Below are 23,051 nucleotides of genomic sequence, written 5' to 3'. Positions count from 1 at the left end.
GGAAAAAACACTTTAATAAAAGAGTAAAAATGTTTTTAATGAATTCTCTCAAATGCCGAGGACTATCATAACATTTTGAACTGGAAAAGAATATGATGGGTAAACCTTTATGAGGTGTAAAGAGGGTGATGCCAAATGGTGGGTTTTATATCATTCACTATCGATTTTACATTATACCTTTCAGGATCCCTATTATAAAATGGAGCTTGATACAGTGAAAAATGATTCTTTAAAATAAGAACGTGAACGTGCAACACAAATGTATTTTGTTTAAAATATTTTGTTTTACGTGAGAAATACGACACTATTATGCAATACACAAAAGCATGAAATACTTTACAATCTCCATTTAAAACTGCTCTTTAAAAACTGAACTAATCGACAAAAGCAAAAGCGTAATCAATGAGAGAAAATACTTCTTTTTTCATTATTTGTTCATTTTGAGCGCTTGAATAAATGCCGATTGTGGAATTTCTACTTTTCCAAATTGGCGCATCCGTTTTTTGCCTTCTTTTTGCTTTTCCAAAAGTTTGCGCTTACGCGTGACATCACCCCCGTAACATTTCGCTGTTACATCTTTACGCAAAGCGCGAATTGTTTCGCGCGCTATAACTTTACCACCAATAGCTGCTTGAACTGGAATTTGAAACATATGTTGGGGAATAAGATCTTTCAGTTTTTCACACATGGAACGCCCGCGCTTTTCCGCAATCGTGCGGTGCACAAGCATCGACAATGCATCTATAGATTCTCCATTTACCAAAATAGACATTTTAACTAAATCCCCTTCTGCATAATCTGCCATCTGATAATCAAAAGAAGCATAACCCTTTGAGATCGATTTTAGGCGATCATAAAAATCAAAAACAACTTCATTCAGTGGTAAATCATACGTTACCATAGCACGCGTTCCAACATAGGACAAACCAACCTGCATCCCCCGACGCTCTTGGCATAGTTCTAAAATTGACCCAAGATAATTATCAGGAGTCATGATTGTCGCTCGAATCCAAGGTTCTTCGATAGAAGAAATTTTAACCACATCAGGCATATCCGCTGGATTGTGCAACTCTTTAACAGAACCATCATTCATATTCATGCGATAAACAACTGAAGGTGCTGTCGCGATTAAATCCAAATTAAACTCACGCTCTAATCGCTCTTGAATAATTTCAAGATGAAGAAGTCCCAAAAAGCCACAGCGAAAACCAAACCCCAAAGCCGCAGATGTTTCCATTTCAAAAGAAAAACTCGCATCATTTAAGCGTAATTTGCCCATGGCTGCACGCAAATCATCAAAATCGGCAGCATCAATTGGAAAAAGACCACAAAAGACAACTGGTTGTGCCGGCTTAAAACCAGGCAACGCATGTTCACAAGGACGACGCTCTTCAGTAATCGTATCCCCAACCCGTGTATCGGCTACCTCTTTGATAGAAGCAGTGATAAAACCAATCTCGCCTGGTCCTAATTCATCAACCTGTACCATTTTAGGTGTAAATACCCCAACGCGCTCAACGGGATATTTTGCCCCTGTACCCATCATACGAATGGTTTGGCCTTTTTTTAAAATACCATCTATCACCCGTACCAAAACAATGACACCAAGATATGCATCATACCAGCTATCAACCAACATAGCTTTCAAGGAATTTGCAACATCGCCTGTGCGTGGAGGTGGTAATTGCGTAACAATTGCCTCCAAAACATCAGGAACACCCAAACCTGTTTTTGCTGATATTTCTACTGCTTGAGATGTATCAATGCCTATCACATCTTCAATTTGTTCTTTAACACGCTCAGGTTCTGCTGCGGGAAGATCAACTTTATTGAGTACAACGACTAACTCATGGGAATTATCAATGGCTTGATAAACATTCGCCAATGTCTGCGCCTCTACACCTTGGCTTGCATCTACCACCAACAGAGAACCTTCACAAGCTGCTAATGAACGCGAAACCTCATAAGCAAAATCCACATGACCAGGTGTATCCATAAGATTTAAAATATAGGTTTCACCATTCTTTGCCTTATAGTGTAAACGTACCGTTTGTGCTTTAATAGTAATTCCACGTTCACGCTCAATATCCATGGAATCGAGCACTTGTTCTTTCATTTCACGTGTATCAAGTCCACCTGTCATTTGAATCAAACGATCAGCTAAAGTGGATTTGCCGTGATCAATATGCGCCACGATGGAAAAATTACGAATATAATTACGATCTATTGTCATATAAGGCGATTTAGCAAAGAATAATACAAAACGCAAAGACCAATTATGTTTCGGCCTCTTTCAAAAGAATATACACCTCAAGAGCTTCTCAAAACACAACTTCTTGTAGCCTAAAAATAAGGCTTTTGTTTACTAAATTAAATACCAAAGGGACTAAAATAATCTTTTCACATCTTATTTGATGACTCATAGGCTGGATAAGCTGGTACCATCACAAACTTTGCAAGCCTCCAATGGTTGTGAAATTCCTTGGCACTTAAAAGAGCTTATAAGAAGCATGCCTTTCTTATACAGTTTTAACACATGGCCACCCGCTTGTGGTGTGCAAGAAAATGATTTTAACTGATTCAAGATAAACAGATTTAAAATGAGAGAATCTGACGCTACTCGGGTCTTTAACTCAATATAAATAAAGATAAATTATCATTATAAATCAATTCATTGCTGTATTATTGCAAGCTGCTTTGTGTGTTCTATTTTGCTTGAAGAGCTTAACTCAATTAAAAAACAAAAGGCATAAGGTGCGGCAATGCAAAATCCCCATTAGGTATCATCTTAGATGTTTTTGAACATTGTAAAGCCGAATTTAAAAATTAAAGTAAAGATGAGAGCTGATTTTTATCTTTACCACTTCATGTTTTGACTCAATGAAAGGCGGCTTCCCGTTTCAGAGGTTAAGTAAACAGATACTATTGCTCAAATTTGTATACAAAAGCTGGAATAGCTTATAGAGCCTCCTTATCTTCATATTTAAAAAAACCTCAAAAATGAAAACTTTGCAAGCAAAAATCTCACACAATAAAATCATAATAGAAAAAATACATAGTTAATCAATTTTTTCAGTTGCTTTATTTTTCTTACGCCATTGTGAAGGTTGTAACTCAGCCACAATGATCCCAATCAGAATAAGCAAGCCACCTAATAAAGCTAAAGAGGATAAATGCTCTCCAGCCAAACGCCCAACGATACCGGCCCATACCGGTTCACCTGCGTAAATGAGTGTCGCACGCGTAGGGGAAATAGATTTTTGTGCCCAGTTCATAGCCAATTGAATGATGGCACTCATTAATGCCAATCCGATGCCAATACTAAACCATATCCACGAAAATTCAGGAATGCTTTCACCCATCAAAGGCATACAAGCGAATGAAAAAAAACCACTAAAAAATAACTGGGCAATAGTCACACGCCGACTATCAACCTTGTTAGCAAAAATTCCAATGAGTATGACTTCTCCAGCAATCGCTAAAGCACCTAATAAAGTCAAAATTTCGCCTTTTGAAAAATCAAAACTTCCCGGCTTTTGTCCTGAAACAAGTACAAGCCCAATAAAGGCGAAAACAATCCCAATCCAACAAGCTAAACGGGGAGGTTTTTTAAAAACAATCCATTGTAAAATTGGAACCATCGGTACATAAAGCGCTGTGATAAAAGCCGACTGACTACTAATAACCGTTTGAAGTCCAGCTGCTTGAAAAGCATAACCTAAAAACATGGCTAAACCAATCGCCATTCCAGCGAAAACTTCATAAACTGTTATACCTTTTATAGAGCGCCAAAAAATTGCCCCACATATAAGAGATGAAACAATAAAACGAAATCCAACAAAAAACAGAGGACCGCTATAGCGTACCGCAATATGAATGACTAAAAATGTAATACCCCACAATATTGTTGCAGCAAATATTGCCAATTCCTGCTTGCTGAGTAACGGGCGTTTCAATTGTTTTATATCAACCATGAAAGGTTTCTTTCCTCCGATTTTATGTACATCTTATGAAACAATAAGCGTTCCAACTCCTTGTTCGGTAAATAGTTCTAACAAAACAGAATGGGGGGTTTTACCATTTAAAATGACAACACCTTCTACTCCATTTTGAAGAGCCTTTATACAAGTTTCTACTTTTGGAATCATCCCCCCTGAAATTGTGCCATTTTTGATGAGGTTTTCAGCTTCAGAAATTGTCAATTCCTTTAAAAGTTTTCCCTGTTTATCCAAAACACCAGGAACATCTGTGAGAAACAAAAGGCGTTTAGCCTCTAATGCACCGGCAATGGCTCCAGCAAAAATATCAGCATTAATATTATAAGTTTTACCATCGCGTCCTGGAGCCACAGGAGCAAGAACTGGGATCATTTCAGAACAAGCTAAAAGATCCAGCAATGTGCGATCAACTTCAATAGGCTCACCAACAAATCCCAAATCTAAAACACGTTCAATATTCGAATCAGGATCAATGACAGTTTTATAAGCCTTTTCGGCAAAAACCATATTGCCGTCTTTGCCACACAATCCTATTGCCCATTCACCCTCAGCGTTGATGAGAGCAACTATTTCTTTGTTTATGGAACCCGCTAAAACCATTTCAACGACTTCAACGATCCGCTCATCGGTTACCCGTAAACCATTTTCAAATCGTGATTCAATCCCCATTTTCATCAAAATTTCAGCAATTTGAGGCCCCCCACCATGAACAACAACAGGATTAATCCCCGATTGCTTTAATAGAGCAATATCACGCGCAAATGCTCGCCCCAAAGCAGGGTCACCCATAGCATGGCCGCCATATTTTACTACGACCGTTTCATTTTCGTATTTTTGCATATAAGGCAAAGCAGACGATAAAAATGCTGCTTGTTTTTCTAAAACATCTACAGCATCGTTTTTAGCATCATCCATTAATAGAGCCTCCTCACCACTTTTTACCATCTCTTAGTGAAATTTAGGAAAAGTGAAAACAATAAAACAAAGCTTTACTCTATCCATCCCCTAAAAATCGTCAATTTTCCTTTAAATTACGAAAATGTAACAACGAGATGAACAAGAAAACAACTTCCTCAAAAAATTGACAGCGAAAAATTAAACAATACAGGCGTGCAAAACGTCATTATTTTATGAATTTATGTATAAAAATTTTATGAATTTATGTATAAAATTGAAAAGCAAAATTCTGAAAAATTTAAAGCTACGCCGTATATTCAACTCATTAGTTTACGCCTATGAATACTTAACAATGAATAGGAATATATACAACTATTGATTTTGTAAGATAAAACAAAATTTTCTTATAATAATAAAATTAACACATCACCAAGATAAATTGACTTAGCACTGTACTTATCCAAGAAATTTTCTAGAAGAGATCCGTAAAGCTATACGATGGTTCCTTTATGCTAACTGTCTTCATGATAATTGAAACTGTTCCGAAATCCGAATAAGAAACCTCTCTAACAGCTTAATAAGAAATTTTTAAAAGAATTCTGAAGGATTCTACTAAAATTTTACGATACAAGTAAATTCTGCTTTTATATCCCATTAATTACTGTCTTTAATCAGACAACATCAATCCATATAAAAGATAATAAAAGAAATACGCTACAGTATAATCCTCACACCTATCTATAATATCTTGTTATAGAACATTATCATATCCTTTAAATTTATTGCGAATAGCTCTTAACGCTCTCTAGAAGCACCTTTATAAAAACATTTAATTGTTTAGATTGCTATCTTCGTAAAGTTTTATAAACTTTTTCATTTTTACGATCTGTTCATTAAATTTTTCTTTCTGCACAGCAAGACATGCTTAAATTCTTCAATGTCTTTTAGAATTTTTTAATTCTCTTAATATATTGTTTTAATTATGTTATTTTATGAAAAAGATTCACTTCGTGAATTTCTCTTTCCATATCACTATCAATTTGGACAATATATCGTGCTGTTTTTTAAGCATATCGTGCCATTTTTTTATTGTATTTATTTTTCTTTTCGAAAGTAACTCCCTTTTTCTCCCCACCAAATTTTTATCATGCCAATAAATTCAACTAGGTGAATTCCATCGAATTTGTTTCTCCAAAAGAGAGATGTATCAAGCATCTCAAGACATATTTTGCTATGTCTTCTTTAGCATTCAACATGCACCATCTCATTTCATAATTTCTTTGGAATAAAATAAATCTGATTATAGCGTTTTTTATTATCTGGAAGAAGTATTTTATGACACCAGAAATACAAAACAAAATCCGCAATCTAAAAGAAAATGAAGCTGGTATAAGGCATGTAAAAGCTATTCCGAATAAAATACCCCTTATTTAAAGGGAGACAGTAGTTAAAACTATCAAAAATTCCAAAAATAAATTGGTTATGAGGAATTGATATTTTATTTGAAATAAGATGGATTGTCTAATAGCTATTTAGCATTTCTTGGTAAGCTACTACCTATTTTACAGTTTTAGTATAGGGCTTTTAAAAAGGAATTTTGAGTAAAACAATAAATACAAAAAATGCTGAATGCATAAAAGCTGTTATCATGACACTGGAAATCAGTCACTCAATTGCATCTTTCTTACGGATAAGCCCTTTTTTAAATATCATAGACACTCAAAAATAAGACTTACCCATAAAACTTCGTGAAATGTAAAAAACTATCAACGACAGGAACTTACCCTCAATTAATCGTTTCTCTCTTTTCTTTTCAAGAAAAAATGCTTTTCAAAGATGATAAGACTATAGAAAGTTTAATTAAAATAACTTTCCAAAAGTTTTTTCTAATCTATTCTGAGAACATTCACATATTTTAACCAGAAATATTTTCAAAAAATTCTTTCATACGTGAAAAAAAGCCATGTGATTGTGGTGAATTCTCGTGATTTGAAAGTTTTTCAAATTTTTGCAATAGTTCACGTTGCTCTTGCGTTAGTTTCTGTGGTGTCTCAATCGTGATATGGATGTAAAGGTCACCCCTTGCTTGCTGCCGACGCAACATGGGCATACCCTTGCCTTTAAGGCGGAATTGACGTCCATTTTGTGTCCCTTCTGGGATCTTAACACGCGCTTTAACACCATCAAGATCGGAAACTTCAAACTCTCCTCCTAAAGCAGCTGTTACCATTGAAATAGGAATGCGACAGTGAAGATCTGCTCCTTCTCGCTGAAAAAATTCATGCGGTTTAACGGAAAAGAAAATATAAAGATCACCATTGGGTCCACCACGAATACCAGCATCACCCTCACCAGAAAGGCGAATACGCGTTCCATCTTCAATACCAGCTGGAATATTTACGCTCAATGAACGTTTTTTCTCTATGCGTCGTGTCCCCTTACATTTGGGGCATGGATCCGTAATAGTTTCACCACGTCCATGACATGAAGGACATGTCCGCTCAATGGAAAAGAAACCTTGTGCAGCACGCACACGACCAGATCCATGACATGTTCCACAAACTTGTGGCTTAGAGCCCTTTCTCGCTCCTGATCCTTCACAAACATCGCACGTAACAGAACTGGGAATAGTAATTTCTGCAGTTTTTCCTGAAAATACCTCTTCTAAGGTTATTTCCATATTATAACTCAGATCTGCACCACGTTCGCGACCATCACCACGCTTACGGTGCGCACCTCCCATAATTTCGCCAAAAAAATCTTCAAAAATATCAGCAAATCCACCACCAGCAGCAAAACCTCCAAAGGGATTTGCTCCTCTTTGACTACCGCTATTTTCAAAAGCCGCATGACCAAATCGATCATAAGCAGCACGCTTTTGGGGATCTTTAAGGACTTCGTAGGCTTCGCCAATTTCTTTGAATTTTCGCTCTGCCTCTTTATCCCCAGCGTTGCGATCAGGATGATATTGCATTGCCAACTTGCGAAAAGCAGATTTCAATTTTTTATCATCACATTCACGAGTCACGCCAAGAATTTCATAATAGTCAACCTTCATCATGTATTCCTGATAATTTCTCTATCATCCATCTTTATGGATAAGATTGCTTTTAATTTATATTTTTAACAACAAAGTTGCAACTCACTCAAATAATAAAGCCCAGCCTTATATTTCAAAGGCCGGGTTTATAAATTAATCAACACATATGCCGACACTATTTCTTCTTATCATTAACTTCTTCAAAATCAGCATCAACAACATCATCATTCTTTTCTTCTGTTTCAGTGTCAGCGCTCGCTGCTTGTGAAGCTTCATACATAGCCTGTCCAAGCTTCATACTGACTTCAGCTAATTTTTGCATCTTTGTTGTTACTTCTTCAGTATCACTGCCTTCAAGCGCAGATTTCAACTCAGATATTGCTGTTTCAATCTGTCCTTTTTCTTCAGCTGATACTTTATCGCCATATTCACTGAGTGACTTTTCAGTTGAATGAATAAGAGCTTCCGCTTGATTTCTAGCTTCAACACCTTCACGGCGTTTTTTATCCTCAGCTGCGTGCTCTTCCGCATCCTGTACCATTTTTTCAATATCAGCATCACTTAAACCACCTGATGCCTGAATACGAATTTGATGCTCTTTACCAGTTCCCTTATCTTTGGCCGAAACATTAACAATACCATTCGCATCAATATCAAAAGTAACTTCAATTTGAGGTATACCACGCGGTGCTGGAGGAATACCAACAAGATCAAATTGAGCCAATAACTTATTATCACTCGCCATTTCCCGCTCACCTTGGAAAACACGAATAGTCACAGCACTCTGGTTATCATCAGCTGTTGAAAAAACTTGAGATTTTTTCGTTGGGATAGTGGTATTACGCTCAATGAGACGTGTAAAAACCCCACCCAAAGTTTCGATCCCCAAGGATAAAGGTGTTACATCTAAAAGCAACACGTCTTTGACATCACCTTGCAATACCCCCCCTTGAATGGCAGCGCCCATTGCGACAACTTCATCAGGATTAACGCCTTTATGTGGATCCTTACCAAAGAAGCTCTGCACAACTTGCTGAATCTTGGGCATACGTGTCATACCACCCACTAAAACAACTTCGTCAATCTCACCGGCCTTTAATCCAGCATCTTTCAATGCAGCTTTACAAGGCTCGATGGTACGCTGCACTAAATCGTCAACCAGAGATTCAAATTTCGCCCGAGTCAATTTCATTGTTAAGTGCTTGGGGCCTGATTGATCTGCTGTGATAAATGGTAAATTGATTTCTGTTTGCTGCGACGAAGAAAGTTCAATTTTTGCTTTTTCTGCCGCTTCTTTTAAGCGCTGTAAAGCGAGTTTATCATTTTTCAGATCAATTCCTTGTTCTTTCTTAAACTCATCTGCAAAATAACCGACCAAGCGCATGTCAAAGTCTTCACCCCCTAAAAACGTATCTCCATTGGTTGATTTAACTTCAAAAACGCCATCTCCAATTTCAAGTACTGAAATATCAAATGTACCACCACCAAGATCGTAAACAGCTATTGTTTTTCCGTCTTTTTTGTCCAAACCATAAGCTAAAGCAGCCGCAGTCGGCTCATTAATAATCCGTAAAACTTCAAGTCCAGCAATTTTACCCGCATCTTTAGTCGCTTGACGTTGCGCATCATTAAAATAAGCAGGAACAGTAATAACCGCTTGTTCAACTTTTTCACCCAAATAAGATTCAGCTGTTTCCTTCATCTTTTGCAAAATCATAGCTGAAATTTGCGATGGAGAATATTTCTTACCCGCTTCTTCAACCCACGCATCACCATTGTCACCTTTAACAATTTTATAAGGCACAAGTGCTTTATCTTTTTCAACCATAGGATCATCAAAACGACGCCCTATCAAACGTTTAACTGCAAAAACTGTTCCTTCAGGATTTGTTACCGCCTGCCGTTTAGCAGGCTGTCCAACAAGCCGCTCTCCCCCATCAGTAAAGGCAACAACGGAAGGTGTTGTTCGTGCACCTTCTGAGTTCTCGATAACCTTTGCGTTTTTGCCATCCATAACAGCCACACAAGAGTTCGTTGTCCCCAAATCAATACCAATTACTTTTGCCATATTATAATCTCCATTCAGCAAGCTACCTCAACCTTCATAAAGCATCTTTTTAAGACAGCTCCTCATAACACTCAAAGCCCGTATATTGCTTCAAGCAACATAAAATAATAACAAATTGCAAGTCGCAATAAGCCTTGCTGCCTCGTATATAAGAACAGGCTTTTATTGCTACAAGAGAATAATGAGAGAAACATCTCCAAAATAAAAAATTTATTTTAAAATAAGCGCTCTAATGACCCATAAATACCATATTTATGAGAGACTTGAGATCATAATATATTTTTCTTGCAACTCTCAACAAATATATCTTTCTATAAAAATTAAAAAATAAAAGAGTGATTGCTCTTTCGCTCTTGATCTGCCCATCATTAATAAAAAATACTCATGTAAAAGCTTTTTAAAATGCCAAGAGCTGTCGTAATATTAAAAATTGGTAAAGTGGTTAATGTTTGTTCTGTATTATATCTTTTTAAGTAAAATGGTAGTACATCATAGATTTTATACCATTTACAAATACTTTTGCAAGATGAACACGGAAGTATTGAGAGGTGTGTTGTCATTGTAAACCTTACTGTCTTCCTTTAAAATCTAAGAATTCTATGGTTTTTATTCTCATATTCAAATCAATTTCATTTTAGCATTTCTTTCTTTTATTTTAAATAAAAGTTCTGCTAAAATAAAAAAACATTCAAAGTGTGAATCTTATGAAGGAGGGTAAATCAATGATGACATCTATTATTAAGAAAATAACAAATCTCATCTTTAAGAATATAATACATACGCAATATCCATACAAAAAGGTTATCATAAATATCGTGTGTGTTCTTCTCTTTGCTGGTATAACCCTGCCAGCAGGTGCTCAGCAATATAAACTTGGCGACATAGAAATTCTTAATCCTTGGACACGCGAAACACCTAGAGGTATAAGAGTTGGTAGCGGTTATCTTTACATTATTAATCACAGTAATACCCCAGACCGTTTGGTTTCTATTTCCACAAACGGAGTAAAAACAACAGAGATACACTCTATGGCTGTCGTTAATGATATTATGAAAATGGAAAAAATGCACAATGGCATTGAAATTCCGGGAAATGGCGAAATCACGCTTAAGCCTGGCGGTGATCATATTATGTTTATGGGGCTTTCACAACCATTCAAGTTAGGTGATAAAATTAGCGCAAAATTGACATTTGAGAAAGCAGGAACAATTGATGTTGATTTCTCTGTAAACGCTATGAAAGCACCATCACCTTCTAACTCCTCTCCTGTTCACTAAGCTCCTTTTTTTATTATAAATACACACTTTTAAAATGAAGAAGCGTGAAAATTTTGTACGCTTCTTTATTTTTTTGTTTAATGCCATCAGTAAAAAATTATCCCCTTTGATGAATTAACTATGGTCAATTTCAGGAATACGTAAAACTTGTCCAGGATAAATTTTATCGGGAGATTTTAGCATTGGCTTATTGGCTTCAAAAATAAATGTGTTTTTATTACCTTGCCCTTTTCCATAAACCTCTTCAGCAATTTTCCAAAGATTATCACCAGATTTAACCTCATAAAAGCGAGAAGGTTTTCTAGGCGTTGTATCTATAATCTTTAATTGATCAACATCTACAGAAGAGATACCTTGTGAATTGCCAACAACCAGCAGTGCTTTTTCAAGTGTTTCCCTGTCTGGAACTTCACCGCTTAAAATAGCTTCACCGTCTTCAACTTGAATATTTACTTTTTCTGTACCGAGTTGAAAATGATCAAATGCTGCCTTAAAATCTTTTTCTTTTGGTTCATGGTCCCCAATACCTAACTTTTCCCCTACAGTTTTAATAAAATTAAAAAATCCCATTACGACCTCCTTTTGTGTAGCAGAAACAAATTTTTGTGCATATATTGCCACATTCTTTTCTTTGCTCTTAAAACACATAGGCATATTTTCTAAACTTCAACAATCAAAACTATACCTGTTCAATTATAGGACAAAGACAATAATAAACTTTATAATAAATCCTGATAAAAAAAGCCTTTATGAAAATTTTCTCTCAAACGAAGGGATCTTAATAAACGCAGAAACGTTATAAATTATGAAAGCAAAACAATATTTTACAGTAATGACAAAAGTTTTTTTACTTTGCTATAATTTATATCATATTTGTTTTGCAAAAAAAATATGAACTCCCATATAAATAAGTGTGGGTAATTTGCTACCACAGCAATAGAAAGGTCTAAGAAACCATGAAAGATACACCAACAATCACGCAAACGATTGTACTAGTTGATGATGATCGCAATATTTTGACATCTTTATCTTTCGCGCTTGAGACAGAAGGATATCGGGTTGAAAGCTATACAGATGGAGCATCTGCACTTAAGGGTCTCACACTTCACCCTCCACACTTAGCTATTTTTGATATTAAAATGCCCCGAATGGATGGGATGGAACTCTTACGCCGTTTGCGTCAAAAATCTGATCTTCCAGTTATTTTTCTTACCTCTAAAGATGATGAAATTGATGAATTATTTGGTCTCAAAATGGGAGCTGATGATTTTATTACTAAACCTTTCTCCCAACGTCTTCTCATTGAACGCGTGAAAGCTATTTTGCGCCGTTCTAATGCACGTAACCAACCGCTTTCTACAGGAACTTCTTCCACCTCTTCTCTCAAACGTGGAGATCTTGTGATGGATCAAGAACGCCACACCTGTACATGGAAAGATAAACCTGTTATTTTAACCGTTACGGAATTTTTGATTCTGCAAACCTTAGCACAAAGACCAGGAGTTGTAAAAAGTCGTGATGCTTTAATGGATGCTGCCTATAGTGATCAAGTCTACGTAGATGATCGCACCATTGATAGTCACATTAAACGTCTGCGTAAAAAGTTTAAACAAGTGGATGATGATTTTGCAATGATTGAAACACTTTATGGTGTAGGTTATCGTTTCCACGAGGTATAAAACTGCTTTGTCGCAAAAATTTGAACGGCAATCAAATCGATGACAGACAATTCTCAACTGGAAACTTTACAAAAAACAACCGTTGATGGTACATCCTCAATGCCATTTTTTATGTTTTCTCGTTTGCATCTTCGAACACAACGTCTCTTTAGACAATTGCTTTTTTCCAGCCTCACACGTCGCATTGTTATATTAAACATTGCTGCCCTTGCCGTTTTAGTTACAGGCATTTTATATCTTAACCAATTTCGTGATGGTTTAATTGAAGCAAAAATTAAAAGTTTATGTACCCAAGGAAAAATTATTGCTGGGGCTATTGCTGCTTCTGCAACAGTAGATACAAATTCTATCCTCATTGACCCCCAAAAACTCTTAGAGTTACAGACTGGTGAAAGCGTTACACCCGCCCCTCAATCAACCGATTCTTGGGATTTCCCTATTAACCCTGAGCAAGTTGCCCCTCTTTTACGGCGTCTCATCACCCCTAAAACGACAAGAGCACGTATTTATGATCGTGATGCTACTCTCCTTCTTGATTCGCGCGTTCTTTATTCTAGTGGAGAAGTTTTTAGTTATGATTTACCTCCACTTAAAACAGAACAAAACATGTGGGATCGCCTTACTTCATGGTATTCAAGCACATTTTATGGCAAAGGTATTGCTCTTGACAGAGAACAAACCAAAATCAGCGGTATTGCTTATCCGGAAGTGTACCGCGCATTAAACGGATCTCTTGCTACAGCTAAAAGACGTAACAGACAAGGTCAATTAATTGTTTCTGTTGCCGTTCCTGTTCAACGCTATCGTGCTGTGGTTGGAGCTCTTCTTCTTTCAACCACTGGTTCCGATATTGATAACATTGTAAAAGGCGAAAGACTGGTTATCTTTAAAGTTTTTGCCGTTGTAGGTAGCGTGCTTTTGGTTCTTTCTCTCTTTTTGGCCCATACGATTGCTCATCCATTAAGTAAATTATCTGCCTCGGCTAATCGAGTGCGTAATGGCAATAATCAGCGTGTAGAAATTCCTGATTTTTCAATGCGTGAGGATGAAATTGGTCACCTTTCAACTTCTATTCGTGATATGACCAACGCCCTTTATATGCGTATTGAAGCCATTGAACGCTTTGCTGCTGATGTAAGCCACGAATTAAAAAATCCTCTCACCTCTCTACGCAGTGCTGTTGAAACACTCCCTCTGGCTAAAAATGAAGAAGCACAAGAGAAATTGCTTGAAATTATTCAACATGATGTGCGCCGTCTTGATCGGTTGATTACAGATATTTCTGATGCATCGCGACTCGATGCAGAGCTTGCACGAGAAACCGCAGAGGTTGTTGATATGACACCGCTTTTGGAAAGTCTTGTTCATGCTGTTCAGGAAGTGTATCGTAATACACAAACCATTGATATAAGCCTTAATATTGTCCCACGTCCTCATGGAAAAGCCTATCTTGTATTGGGACATGAACTCCGTTTAGGGCAAGTGATTTCAAATCTTCTTGAAAATGCACGTTCTTTTATTCCTCGGAATCGTGGCAAAATTTGCATTACTATGAAAAGTCATGCTTCAACCCTTATTTTAACCATTGAAGATAATGGCCCAGGCATTCGTTCAGAAAATATTGAACGCATTTTTGAGCGTTTTTATACAGATCGACCAAACGAAGATGCTTTTGGTCAAAACTCAGGCCTTGGCCTTTCTATTAGTCGGCAAATCATCGAGGCTCATAATGGAACAATTACAGCCGAAAATATTATTGATCCTACACTGGGAAAGTGTAAAACTGGGGCACGTTTTATTATTATGCTTCCCCTCGCTAAATAAATCTTTTATCCAAAGTAAAAGGCATGAAAACAAAATGTGAAATACTCCACGCAAATTGCCTTCAATTGGGCGGCAAGGGGCTTTTAATTATAGGTCCATCGGGGTCAGGAAAATCAACCCTTACCCTTTCTTTGCTCGACCGTGCTGAGTGGTCAAAACGTGAAGCGAAGCTTATCAGTGATGATTATACAATGTTGTGTGCGGAAAATGGAAAGCTTCACGGATACACTCCTGATAATTTAGAGGGCGGTATCGAGATTCGTGGCGTTGGTCTTTATATGATTGAATTTGAAAAGCACACAACTATCGATTGCGTTATTTTTCTCGGTCCGGAATATGAACGTTTTTCCACAAATAAAACTTTTCAATTTGAAAATTTGCATATTCCTCTTTTAAAACTTCCCTCTCTTCGTGAATCCGATTGTACAGCCATTTGTCAAGCTATTGAAGCATTTTTGTTTAGAAAAATATGGCAAAAATCTGTCTAATTTTTTTCTAAAGATAAAAAAATCACACTTTTTGCCTTTTTTTTGCAAATTTTTCTTGGCAGCAGAACAAAGCCTTGTAAAATGTCCTTCCCACCAATATGGTCGGATCTTATTAGTTAACAGGAGTTTGCGTAAATGATTGGACTCGTGCTTGTAACGCACGGTGAGCTGGCTGTTGAATTTTTACATGTCGTGGAACATGTTGTTGGAGTGCAAGAAAAGTTTGCAACAATATGCGTTTATCCCGATGACGATATAGATCAGCGCCGAGGTGATATTATAGCCGCAGTAACCGATACAGATACGGATCATGGCGTGATCATATTAACAGATGTATTCGGTGGAACACCATCAAATATAGCTATTCCTGCTATCGAAAAAGGACGCGTTGAAATGATTGCGGGTGTTAATTTGCCCATGCTTATTAAACTGATTTCTATTCGCAAATGTCCTGATATTTCATTATCAGACGCATTAAGAATAGCACAAGAAGCAGGGCGTAAATATATTAATGTACCAAGTATGATTTTATAGCGGATAATAAAATACCAATGTTTTCCAAAGATACCCTTCCATGTATAAGTCGTCATTTCAATATCTGTAATAAACGTGGGTTGCATGCACGTGCTTCTGCAAAATTTGTACAAACTGTTGACAATTTTAATGCTACTGTTGAAGTTGAAAAGGATGGAAAAATCGTTGGCGGATCATCAATTATGGGACTTATGATGCTAGCAGCTTCATCCGGTTGCAACCTCACCATTCATGTTTCAGGACCAGAAGCAACAGATGCTCTTAATGCTCTTGAAAAGCTCATCAATAACAACTTTGGAGAAGAAAACTAGCGTTTTCTCACCATAAACAAGGATGATGATTCTTAGAAAATAGGAAATTTCCATCATTATTTTGAATTTCTTTTTCGCTTTTATACCAATATTCATATTCATTATGGATTGGCATAATTATCATAAATGTAAAAACTTATAGTAATTTGTTATGCTGAATTTTTTCTTCCTTTCCTAACATTATTTGACCAATTTGATTAGTTTTGCGTATTATGGCTATTACCCAACTTAATCTTATAATTAAATCTTTACAGAAAAGAGAACTCTTCACTTTGTATTAGAATATGCTTTATTTTAAGCTAAAAATAAATGTCAAAATAATTTTGCACATCAAAAATCTATCAACTTTTCTTATTTTCTGCTAAATTTATAGCCTTTATAATACACAAGTAATCTTCCATTGCACATCATTGTGAGATAGATCATGAAAACACAATTCTTATCGATATCATAACCATTTTCTTAAAACGAATAAGCTTTGTACACTCATAATTATAGTAAGCATTTTTTAGACATTCTTTTTCTATACTATTGCCTTTTTTTCTGTGGTACGTACTTTGCCCTTATTATTTATATTGCCTTTGGGATAGCATCTTTCATTATAAGGAAAATAATATTGTGGGGTCGTCTATTTAGCGCTCTTCAGATTCCTCAACAAACAACACAAGCCCTCGTATCATTGCAAAATAGCTTACCAAAAGCGTAATGGATCAACCCACAAAATTTTTACGCCACCTTATCTTTTTTTGGCGAAGTTGAAAGCTCCCTAGCAGATGAAATTATGCATACCTTTAACACTATAGAACTTCCTTCTTTTACGCTACAGATAAAGAGTTTTGCAGTTTTTGATTCAGAAAATGCTCCCCATTCTCTTGTGGTTCGCATTGAACCTTGTGAAAAGCTTAATCTTTTACATGAAAAGATGAAATATATCCGAAATAAATTAGAGTTAAAGCCTGATGAAAGACAATTTATTCCGCATATTGCTCTTGCAAGAATATTTGATATTAATCTTGAAGATCTTTCTTATTATCTATCTTTTCAAGATGATTTTTTTGTCCCTCCTTTTGTGGTTGATCATTTTGTTTTATTATTATCGGCTTCTCCCTTAAATCAGGCTTCCTATATTGTAAAAGGAAGTTGGACGCTTCAAAAATAAAAGGGTGTTTATAACACCCTTTAAAAATCCTTTGATATAAAAACCTCATATATGTGTAATTGCAGGGAATACTGCATTTTATGTTGGAGATTTATTATTGATGTTTTTTAAGCCGAATCAGCTTCAACAGAAGCTTCTTTTGCTCCTCCTTTGGCTACACCCACTATAGCTGGACGTAGCACCCTTTCCCCGATAATATAACCTGCCTGAACAACTTGTTGAACAGTGTTATCTGGAACATCAGCATTAGGAATTTCAAACATCGCTTGATGAAAGTGAGGATCAAATTTTTGCCCTTCTGGATAAATTTTTTGCACCCCATGACGTTCTAATGCTGCCATCATGGCACGTTCAGTCATTTCAACGCCTTCTGCCAATGATTTCAAACCAGCATCACTCTCCTTTGCTCCTTCTGGAATAGCTTCCAAAGCACGATTGAGATTGTCAGAAACAGATAACATATCCCGTGCAAAATTAGCAATGGAATAAGCCCTTGCATCCGCCACATCTCGCATAGTACGGCGTCGAAGATTTTCCATATCTGCAACAAGACGTAAAAGCTGATCTTTCAGTTCTTTATTTTCATCCTGCAAAGATGCTAAAAGATCACTAACCTCATTGCTTTCTTTTTCAACGTCTTCGTGTTCTTCTGTTTTATGTGTTTTTAAAAACTCATCGGCTGCCTGTTTAAGTGTATTACGATCAGCTGGATTTTTTAAATCACAATTTTCAAATGAAGCGTCAGTAAATTTGTTTTTTTCATCAGACATAAAAATTTTATTCCTTCATAAGATTCGTTATTCTCGATATCGAAATTCTACAGACAAAAATCAAGAGGTATCGATGTATATAATACAATGAGCTTTTATAGTACAAATACTTACCTGCATCGTTTTAACGCAATAACTGTGACACAAGTTGAGCTGTATAATCAACCATGGGCACAATCCTTGCATAATTAAGCCGTGTAGGACCAATAACGCCTAAAGCACCAATGACTCTTTGTTGTGAATCACGATAAGGTGCTACAACTAAAGAAGAACCAGAAAGTGAAAATAACTTATTTTCTGAACCAATAAAAATTCGAACCCCAGAACCTTCATCCGTTAAATCGAGAAGCTGTGCCATACTCTCACGCGTTTCAAGATCATCAAACAAATGGCGTAACCGTTCTAAATCTTCTTCTGCTTTCACATCTTCAAGTAAATTGCTACGCCCGCGAACAATGAGGTGTATTTTATGATCAGCACCTTCTCCTCCCCAAAGAGCTAATCCCGTTTCAACAAGGTGATGCGATAAATCATCAAGTGCTGCCCGTGTTTCTGCGCATAAGCGGGCAATTTCCCCTTTAGCTTCATTCAATGTACGCCCTTGGATATGGGCATTAAGAAAATTCGTTGCTTCCGTCAATTGTGCATGAGTAACCCCTTCTGGCAAATGAACAATACGATTTTCAACTTCACCTTGTTGAGTCACTAAAACGGCAAGAGCGTGCTCCCTATCAAGGCGCACAAATTCAATATGTTTCAATGTTCCTTCTTGTTTTGTTGCTAAAACAAGCCCTGCCCCACGTGAAAGATCTGAAAGAACTCGGCTTGCTTGAACAAGAAAATGTTCAACCGATTGTGCATGACCAGCCTCTTTAACTTGCATTTCAATATTTTCTCGCTCTTCGTTTGGCAAATCGCCCGCTTCCATAAATGCATCAACAAAAAAGCGTAAACCTGATTGTGTCGGCATTCGACCCGCAGAAACATGTGGTGCATAAATCAAACCGAGATGCTCAAGATCACTCATTACATTGCGAATCGTCGCAGGCGATAATGTCTGTCGTAAAAGCCGTGAAAGATTGCGTGACCCTACAGGTTCACCATCATTAAGATAAGCTTCAACAATATGGCGAAAAATATCACGCGAACGTTCATCAAGATATTTTAGTTCATTATCAATAGTTTCGTGCTTCATCACAATTGTTTCACTACTTTTAAAATACTCATCTCTTATATAAGTTTTGCCAAGGTTTGGTCAAATAGTCTAAAGTAGTATAAAAATATATTATCCTATTGAGCCATAAAATGCTACCTTTCAGAGTGATGATTGATAAATTACGCAGGAGGTATTTTTTGTTAGAGTATGTGAGAAATATTTAAGATAAGAGTTGATCTGTAAAGTGGTCTGCTGTAGGAACTTGCCAAGAGAATTTGATCAAAAGAATCTGGATTGTTTACAAACCGCTACGGATAGAAAATTTCACCCTTTAGAGCAAGTAGGAAATTGGAAATTTACCATAAAAATGCTATTATAAAGAAGGTGTGCCTTTTATATCTTTGCAAAATTATCTTCACACAAGATAAAAAATTTTTATTGGAATAAAATATCATAAAACGTGTAAAATAATCATATCATGTAAAATTGAGTAGAATGTATGTGAGCATTTATGTTGGTTTTAGCACAAAAATAGTTCCTCTTTCATTTTTGGAGAAATCTATATGAGAAGTATAGCCGATAAAAAACTTGTCATTGCTACACATAACACCGGCAAATTGCATGAAATCACTACTTTGGTTGCGCCTTTCGGTTTAATAATACAATCGGCAAAAGAACTAGGCTTGCCAGAACCAAAAGAAACGGGAAAAACATTTGAAGAAAATGCTTATATTAAAGCCTTTTCAGCAGCAAAAAAGACAGGACTTCCTGCCCTTTCTGATGATTCAGGCTTAGAAATAGATGCATTGGAAGGTGCGCCAGGCGTTTATACCGCCGATTGGGCGATTCAAGCCGATGGTACACGCAATTTTCCAAAAGCTATGAAAAAAATAGAAAATGAACTCCAAAAAGTCGGAGCGCAAGAAAAAAGCCAACGAAAATGCCGTTTTATATCCGTCATTTGCATTGCATGGCCTGATGCCCACGCAGATTACTTCCGAGGATGCGTTGAAGGAACATTCATTTGGCCTCCACGGGGAGACAAAGGCTTTGGTTTTGATCCTATTTTTTTACCAGATGGATGTGAAAATACCTTTGGAGAAATGTCAACAGAGCAAAAACACAACTGGAAACGTAATGATATTCCCCCTCTTTCACATCGCGCACGTGCTTTCAAACTTTTGGCAGAAAACCTTTTAGCATTCTCATGAATGAACCTTTTGGCATTTACATTCATTGGCCCTTTTGTGCAGCTAAATGTCCTTATTGTGACTTTAATTCGCATGTTCGCACCCATGGTGTTGATCAACCACGTTTTGTCACCGCCTTTAAGCGCGAAATAGAAACGCAATACCACAAAATAGGCCCACGCCATATTACAAGTATTTTTATTGGTGGGGGAACCCCTTCTCTTATGGAGCCGCAAACTGTCGATGCCCTATTGCAAGCACTTGCAAAAAGATGGGTAGTCGATGATAAAGTTGAAATTACATTAGAAGCTAATCCATCCAGCGTGGAGGCAGAGCGCTTTCGTGGATACCGTGCAGCAGGTGTTAATCGCTTATCTCTAGGGATACAAGCGCTCAATGATAAAGCATTGCGTAAACTTGGCCGACTCCATAATGTGGAACAGGCTCTTTGTGCCATTGCTTTAGCACGGCAAATTTTTCCACGTTTATCCTTTGATCTCATTTATGCCCGCCCCGAACAAACCCTTGAACAATGGAAATCTGAACTTGTACAAGCAATTGATTTGGCAGCGGACCATCTTTCTCTTTATCAATTGACGATCGAAGAAGGAACTGCCTTTAAACGGCTTCATGATACAGGAAGACTTATCCTTCCCTCATCAGAGTTAGCAGCGGATCTGTATCATCTTACCCAAGAAATAACGGCGCTGCATGGACTTCCTGCCTATGAAATCTCAAACCATGCAATGTCCGGTGCTGAATCAGCACACAATCTTCTTTATTGGCGTTATCACCAATATGCAGGCTTTGGCCCAGGAGCACATGGACGTTTCATTGAGCACGCACCGAATCATTCCTCTACCTGTTCAAAAATATTGTCATCACACCTTGAAAACTGTAAACGTTATGTCACAATAAATGAAAAACATCCCGAACAGTGGCTTAATTTGGTAGAAACAACAGGACATGGTTGTATCGAAACGGAACATTTAACCACTGAACAACAGGCAAATGAAATGCTCCTTATGGGATTACGCCTTTGCGAAGGCTTAGAACTTATACGCTATGAAACCTTAAGCCCTAAACGCATCCCAATGGAAAAACTTATCGCTTTACAACACCAAGAATTGATAGAAATGGTGGATAACCAACGCTTAAAAGTGACAACCAAAGGACGTATTGTTCTTGATCATATCATCAGCCAACTCGCAAACTAAAGTTTTTACAACAACATACTGATTTTAATTATAATTATCATTTTTCATAGCAAAATCAAGATTAGAATATCGTGAGATTCTCTCATTTCAAAACTATTTATAGTAAATTAGTTACCACCATTTTTTTACATCTTAAAAGTAGGGAAGCGTGCGGATAAAAACTATAAAAAAGGAGTAAATGCCTCTTATGAATACTCTTAAGTACTAAAAGCTAGCGCAATATTTTGAGCTAGAAAGTGTATGGTGGTCTAACTTTCTTTTTCATAAACATAAAGATGGTGAGGCACTATAGATCTTGTACATTTCACGGAAAATTTTATATTGCACTATTTATAAGCACCGTAGTAGCATGAATGTGACAAACATTGAGAAAACTTCTTTAAAACAAGTATGTGAATGCATAATACAATAATGTATTGTTCTTTATGAAATCGTGGCACAATTTAAAGAACTAGAGAAATAAGCATGAAACTATGCATTAATCTCTGATTATTTAAAAAGATATTACTCTAGATACTTTTGAAAACCGTAAAGCAAAATAAAAAAAGAGAGTAAAAAAGCACGCTGATTTTTACCTTTATACCTTTTCCCTCAGTGAGGTTGTGGTTGTATGTCTGCTTCAGAGATTACAAAAATAGATATACACAATACTTTTATCCTATTCTGGCATGTAAAGGCTGTTGTCGCAAAAAATACTGAACCAATATTTATTTGAGATACGCGGCTGTATGATTGGTATTGATTTATAGGTCAGAGTAAAATCATGAGCTTTATTAAAAAATAATGCACTTAAAATGGCAAATATACCAAATATGAATCGAGATTGCTTTGTTAGCGAGCGAAATGACATTAATCCCATATAATCTTACTTGTATGCGTACATGCTTATGAGTATCTGTACGCGCCCTTTAAGATTATTTTATTAAAAAGAATAATACCAGGGCAATCCTTGACTAAAGAAGTCAACGTGCTGCTACAAAAGAATTTTTGTGTATCTTTATCATAACCAATATTAAAGCTGAGTAAATAAGCTCACCTTCTATCTCATAATGATTTTGCAACGAAAGTTCTTGAAAACAAAAAAAGCAGGGAAAAATATATGAAATAAAACAAACTTAAAGCGCATTCCTATGGGCTTTACTCTAAGAGAAGCTAATTGAAACAAGAAGTACCTTTATGAGAGTGCAGAAACCATATTAAGGCATAAACCGTGAATGAGCACATTTATGCTGTACGAACTTTTTACAATAGCAATATATTTTTGTATATCTTTATGGCTTCAACCTGTCATCACACAATTGCGATATAGTATTCATTGTTTTCCATATATGATTGCATGTTGACTTCCTTTCTATACTTTAAAGAACGAATATTTTTAATCCAATACAGTCTGTAAAAAGTTCTGCTTCTTAAAGCAGGTCCCTCTTGGCTTTCCAATTATGT

The 23,051-nt window shown here is 36.6% G+C and carries 16 protein-coding genes and 1 pseudogene; 9 read left to right on the top strand and 8 right to left on the bottom strand.

Going from position 1 to position 23,051, the window contains the following annotated elements:
- Window positions 1-427: 427 nt before the first annotated feature.
- The 5 genes from lepA to dnaK form a co-directional block, all read right to left on the bottom strand.
- A complete protein-coding gene (gene lepA, locus QHG57_RS02230) occupies window positions 428-2,233 on the bottom strand; it encodes a translation elongation factor 4 (RefSeq protein ID WP_330168457.1) in 1,806 nt (601 codons plus the stop codon).
- 826 nt (window positions 2,234-3,059) lie between these two features.
- The gene (locus QHG57_RS02225; RefSeq protein ID WP_330168456.1) at window positions 3,060-3,974 is read right to left on the bottom strand and encodes a DMT family transporter; all 915 of its coding nucleotides are present in this window, start codon (window positions 3,972-3,974) and stop codon (window positions 3,060-3,062) included.
- 33 nt (window positions 3,975-4,007) lie between these two features.
- Window positions 4,008-4,913 carry an acetylglutamate kinase gene (gene argB / locus QHG57_RS02220; protein WP_330168455.1) on the bottom strand — a complete coding sequence of 302 codons (906 nt, stop codon included), beginning with the start codon at window positions 4,911-4,913 and terminating at the stop codon, window positions 4,008-4,010.
- Window positions 4,914-6,810: 1,897 nt separating this feature from the next.
- On the bottom strand, window positions 6,811-7,953 hold the full coding sequence (gene dnaJ, locus QHG57_RS02215; protein WP_330169603.1) for a molecular chaperone DnaJ: 1,143 nt from the start codon (window positions 7,951-7,953) through the stop codon (window positions 6,811-6,813).
- Window positions 7,954-8,110: 157 nt separating this feature from the next.
- On the bottom strand, window positions 8,111-10,003 hold the full coding sequence (dnaK, locus tag QHG57_RS02210; protein ID WP_330168453.1) for a molecular chaperone DnaK: 1,893 nt from the start codon (window positions 10,001-10,003) through the stop codon (window positions 8,111-8,113).
- 722 nt (window positions 10,004-10,725) lie between these two features.
- Between dnaK and QHG57_RS02205 the strand changes: the two genes are divergently transcribed.
- Complete coding sequence (locus QHG57_RS02205) at window positions 10,726-11,280, top strand: copper chaperone PCu(A)C (protein ID WP_330169379.1); 555 nt, start codon at window positions 10,726-10,728, stop codon at window positions 11,278-11,280.
- A gap of 114 nt (window positions 11,281-11,394) precedes the next feature.
- On the opposite strand, the gene lysM is transcribed toward QHG57_RS02205, so the two are convergent.
- Window positions 11,395-11,850: a peptidoglycan-binding protein LysM gene (gene lysM, locus QHG57_RS02200; RefSeq protein ID WP_330168451.1), complete on the bottom strand. Its 456-nt coding sequence runs from the start codon at window positions 11,848-11,850 to the stop codon at window positions 11,395-11,397.
- Window positions 11,851-12,236: 386 nt separating this feature from the next.
- Here lysM and QHG57_RS02195 point away from each other — a divergent pair, with 386 nt between their 5' ends.
- The 6 genes and pseudogenes from QHG57_RS02195 (at window position 12,237) to thpR (ending at window position 17,275) form a co-directional block, all read left to right on the top strand.
- Entirely contained in the window at window positions 12,237-12,959 is a 723-nt protein-coding gene (locus QHG57_RS02195; protein WP_005774392.1) for a response regulator transcription factor, read from the top strand.
- A gap of 39 nt (window positions 12,960-12,998) precedes the next feature.
- Window positions 12,999-14,783, top strand: a complete 1,785-nt coding sequence (locus QHG57_RS02190; RefSeq protein WP_330168450.1) for a sensor histidine kinase — start codon at window positions 12,999-13,001, stop codon at window positions 14,781-14,783.
- A gap of 23 nt (window positions 14,784-14,806) precedes the next feature.
- Complete coding sequence (locus QHG57_RS02185) at window positions 14,807-15,271, top strand: HPr kinase/phosphatase C-terminal domain-containing protein (RefSeq protein WP_330168449.1); 465 nt, start codon at window positions 14,807-14,809, stop codon at window positions 15,269-15,271.
- Between the two features lie 135 nt (window positions 15,272-15,406).
- A complete protein-coding gene (locus tag QHG57_RS02180; protein WP_330168448.1) occupies window positions 15,407-15,805 on the top strand; it encodes a PTS sugar transporter subunit IIA in 399 nt (132 codons plus the stop codon).
- Window positions 15,806-15,822: 17 nt separating this feature from the next.
- Complete coding sequence (locus QHG57_RS02175) at window positions 15,823-16,116, top strand: HPr family phosphocarrier protein (RefSeq protein ID WP_330168447.1); 294 nt, start codon at window positions 15,823-15,825, stop codon at window positions 16,114-16,116.
- Window positions 16,117-16,732: 616 nt separating this feature from the next.
- A pseudogene (gene thpR / locus QHG57_RS02170) lies at window positions 16,733-17,275 on the top strand (RNA 2',3'-cyclic phosphodiesterase).
- Between the two features lie 107 nt (window positions 17,276-17,382).
- Here thpR and grpE read toward each other — a convergent pair.
- Together grpE and hrcA are read right to left on the bottom strand one after the other, a co-directional pair.
- Entirely contained in the window at window positions 17,383-18,045 is a 663-nt protein-coding gene (gene grpE / locus QHG57_RS02165; protein ID WP_330168446.1) for a nucleotide exchange factor GrpE, read from the bottom strand.
- Between the two features lie 124 nt (window positions 18,046-18,169).
- The gene (hrcA, locus tag QHG57_RS02160; protein WP_330169378.1) at window positions 18,170-19,240 is read right to left on the bottom strand and encodes a heat-inducible transcriptional repressor HrcA; all 1,071 of its coding nucleotides are present in this window, start codon (window positions 19,238-19,240) and stop codon (window positions 18,170-18,172) included.
- A gap of 524 nt (window positions 19,241-19,764) precedes the next feature.
- Between hrcA and rdgB the strand changes: the two genes are divergently transcribed.
- Both rdgB and hemW read left to right on the top strand, forming a co-directional pair.
- On the top strand, window positions 19,765-20,412 hold the full coding sequence (gene rdgB, locus QHG57_RS02155; RefSeq protein WP_330168444.1) for an RdgB/HAM1 family non-canonical purine NTP pyrophosphatase: 648 nt from the start codon (window positions 19,765-19,767) through the stop codon (window positions 20,410-20,412).
- Window positions 20,409-21,608 carry a radical SAM family heme chaperone HemW gene (hemW, locus tag QHG57_RS02150; protein ID WP_330168443.1) on the top strand — a complete coding sequence of 400 codons (1,200 nt, stop codon included), beginning with the start codon at window positions 20,409-20,411 and terminating at the stop codon, window positions 21,606-21,608. Before rdgB ends, hemW begins: the two co-directional genes overlap by 4 nt.
- Window positions 21,609-23,051 lie beyond the last annotated feature (1,443 nt).

It is taken from the genome of Bartonella grahamii subsp. shimonis (assembly GCF_036327415.1).
Classification (GTDB): domain Bacteria; phylum Pseudomonadota; class Alphaproteobacteria; order Rhizobiales; family Rhizobiaceae; genus Bartonella; species Bartonella shimonis.
This window is presented reverse-complemented; position numbering and strand designations above follow the sequence as displayed.

Excerpts from the sequence above, each read along its gene's own strand:
- lepA (WP_330168457.1), bottom strand. The coding sequence starts at position 2,233 with ATGACAATAGATCGTAATTATATTCGTAATTTTTCCATCGTGGCGCAT.
- QHG57_RS02225 (WP_330168456.1), bottom strand. The coding sequence starts at position 3,974 with ATGGTTGATATAAAACAATTGAAACGCCCGTTACTCAGCAAGCAGGAA.
- argB (WP_330168455.1), bottom strand. The coding sequence starts at position 4,913 with ATGGATGATGCTAAAAACGATGCTGTAGATGTTTTAGAAAAACAAGCA.
- dnaJ (WP_330169603.1), bottom strand. The coding sequence starts at position 7,953 with ATGAAGGTTGACTATTATGAAATTCTTGGCGTGACTCGTGAATGTGAT.
- dnaK (WP_330168453.1), bottom strand. The coding sequence starts at position 10,003 with ATGGCAAAAGTAATTGGTATTGATTTGGGGACAACGAACTCTTGTGTG.
- QHG57_RS02205 (WP_330169379.1), top strand. The coding sequence starts at position 10,726 with ATGATGACATCTATTATTAAGAAAATAACAAATCTCATCTTTAAGAAT.
- lysM (WP_330168451.1), bottom strand. The coding sequence starts at position 11,850 with ATGGGATTTTTTAATTTTATTAAAACTGTAGGGGAAAAGTTAGGTATT.
- QHG57_RS02195 (WP_005774392.1), top strand. The coding sequence starts at position 12,237 with ATGAAAGATACACCAACAATCACGCAAACGATTGTACTAGTTGATGAT.
- QHG57_RS02190 (WP_330168450.1), top strand. The coding sequence starts at position 12,999 with ATGACAGACAATTCTCAACTGGAAACTTTACAAAAAACAACCGTTGAT.
- QHG57_RS02185 (WP_330168449.1), top strand. The coding sequence starts at position 14,807 with ATGAAAACAAAATGTGAAATACTCCACGCAAATTGCCTTCAATTGGGC.
- QHG57_RS02180 (WP_330168448.1), top strand. The coding sequence starts at position 15,407 with ATGATTGGACTCGTGCTTGTAACGCACGGTGAGCTGGCTGTTGAATTT.
- QHG57_RS02175 (WP_330168447.1), top strand. The coding sequence starts at position 15,823 with ATGTTTTCCAAAGATACCCTTCCATGTATAAGTCGTCATTTCAATATC.
- grpE (WP_330168446.1), bottom strand. The coding sequence starts at position 18,045 with ATGTCTGATGAAAAAAACAAATTTACTGACGCTTCATTTGAAAATTGT.
- hrcA (WP_330169378.1), bottom strand. The coding sequence starts at position 19,240 with ATGAAGCACGAAACTATTGATAATGAACTAAAATATCTTGATGAACGT.
- rdgB (WP_330168444.1), top strand. The coding sequence starts at position 19,765 with ATGAGAAGTATAGCCGATAAAAAACTTGTCATTGCTACACATAACACC.
- hemW (WP_330168443.1), top strand. The coding sequence starts at position 20,409 with ATGAATGAACCTTTTGGCATTTACATTCATTGGCCCTTTTGTGCAGCT.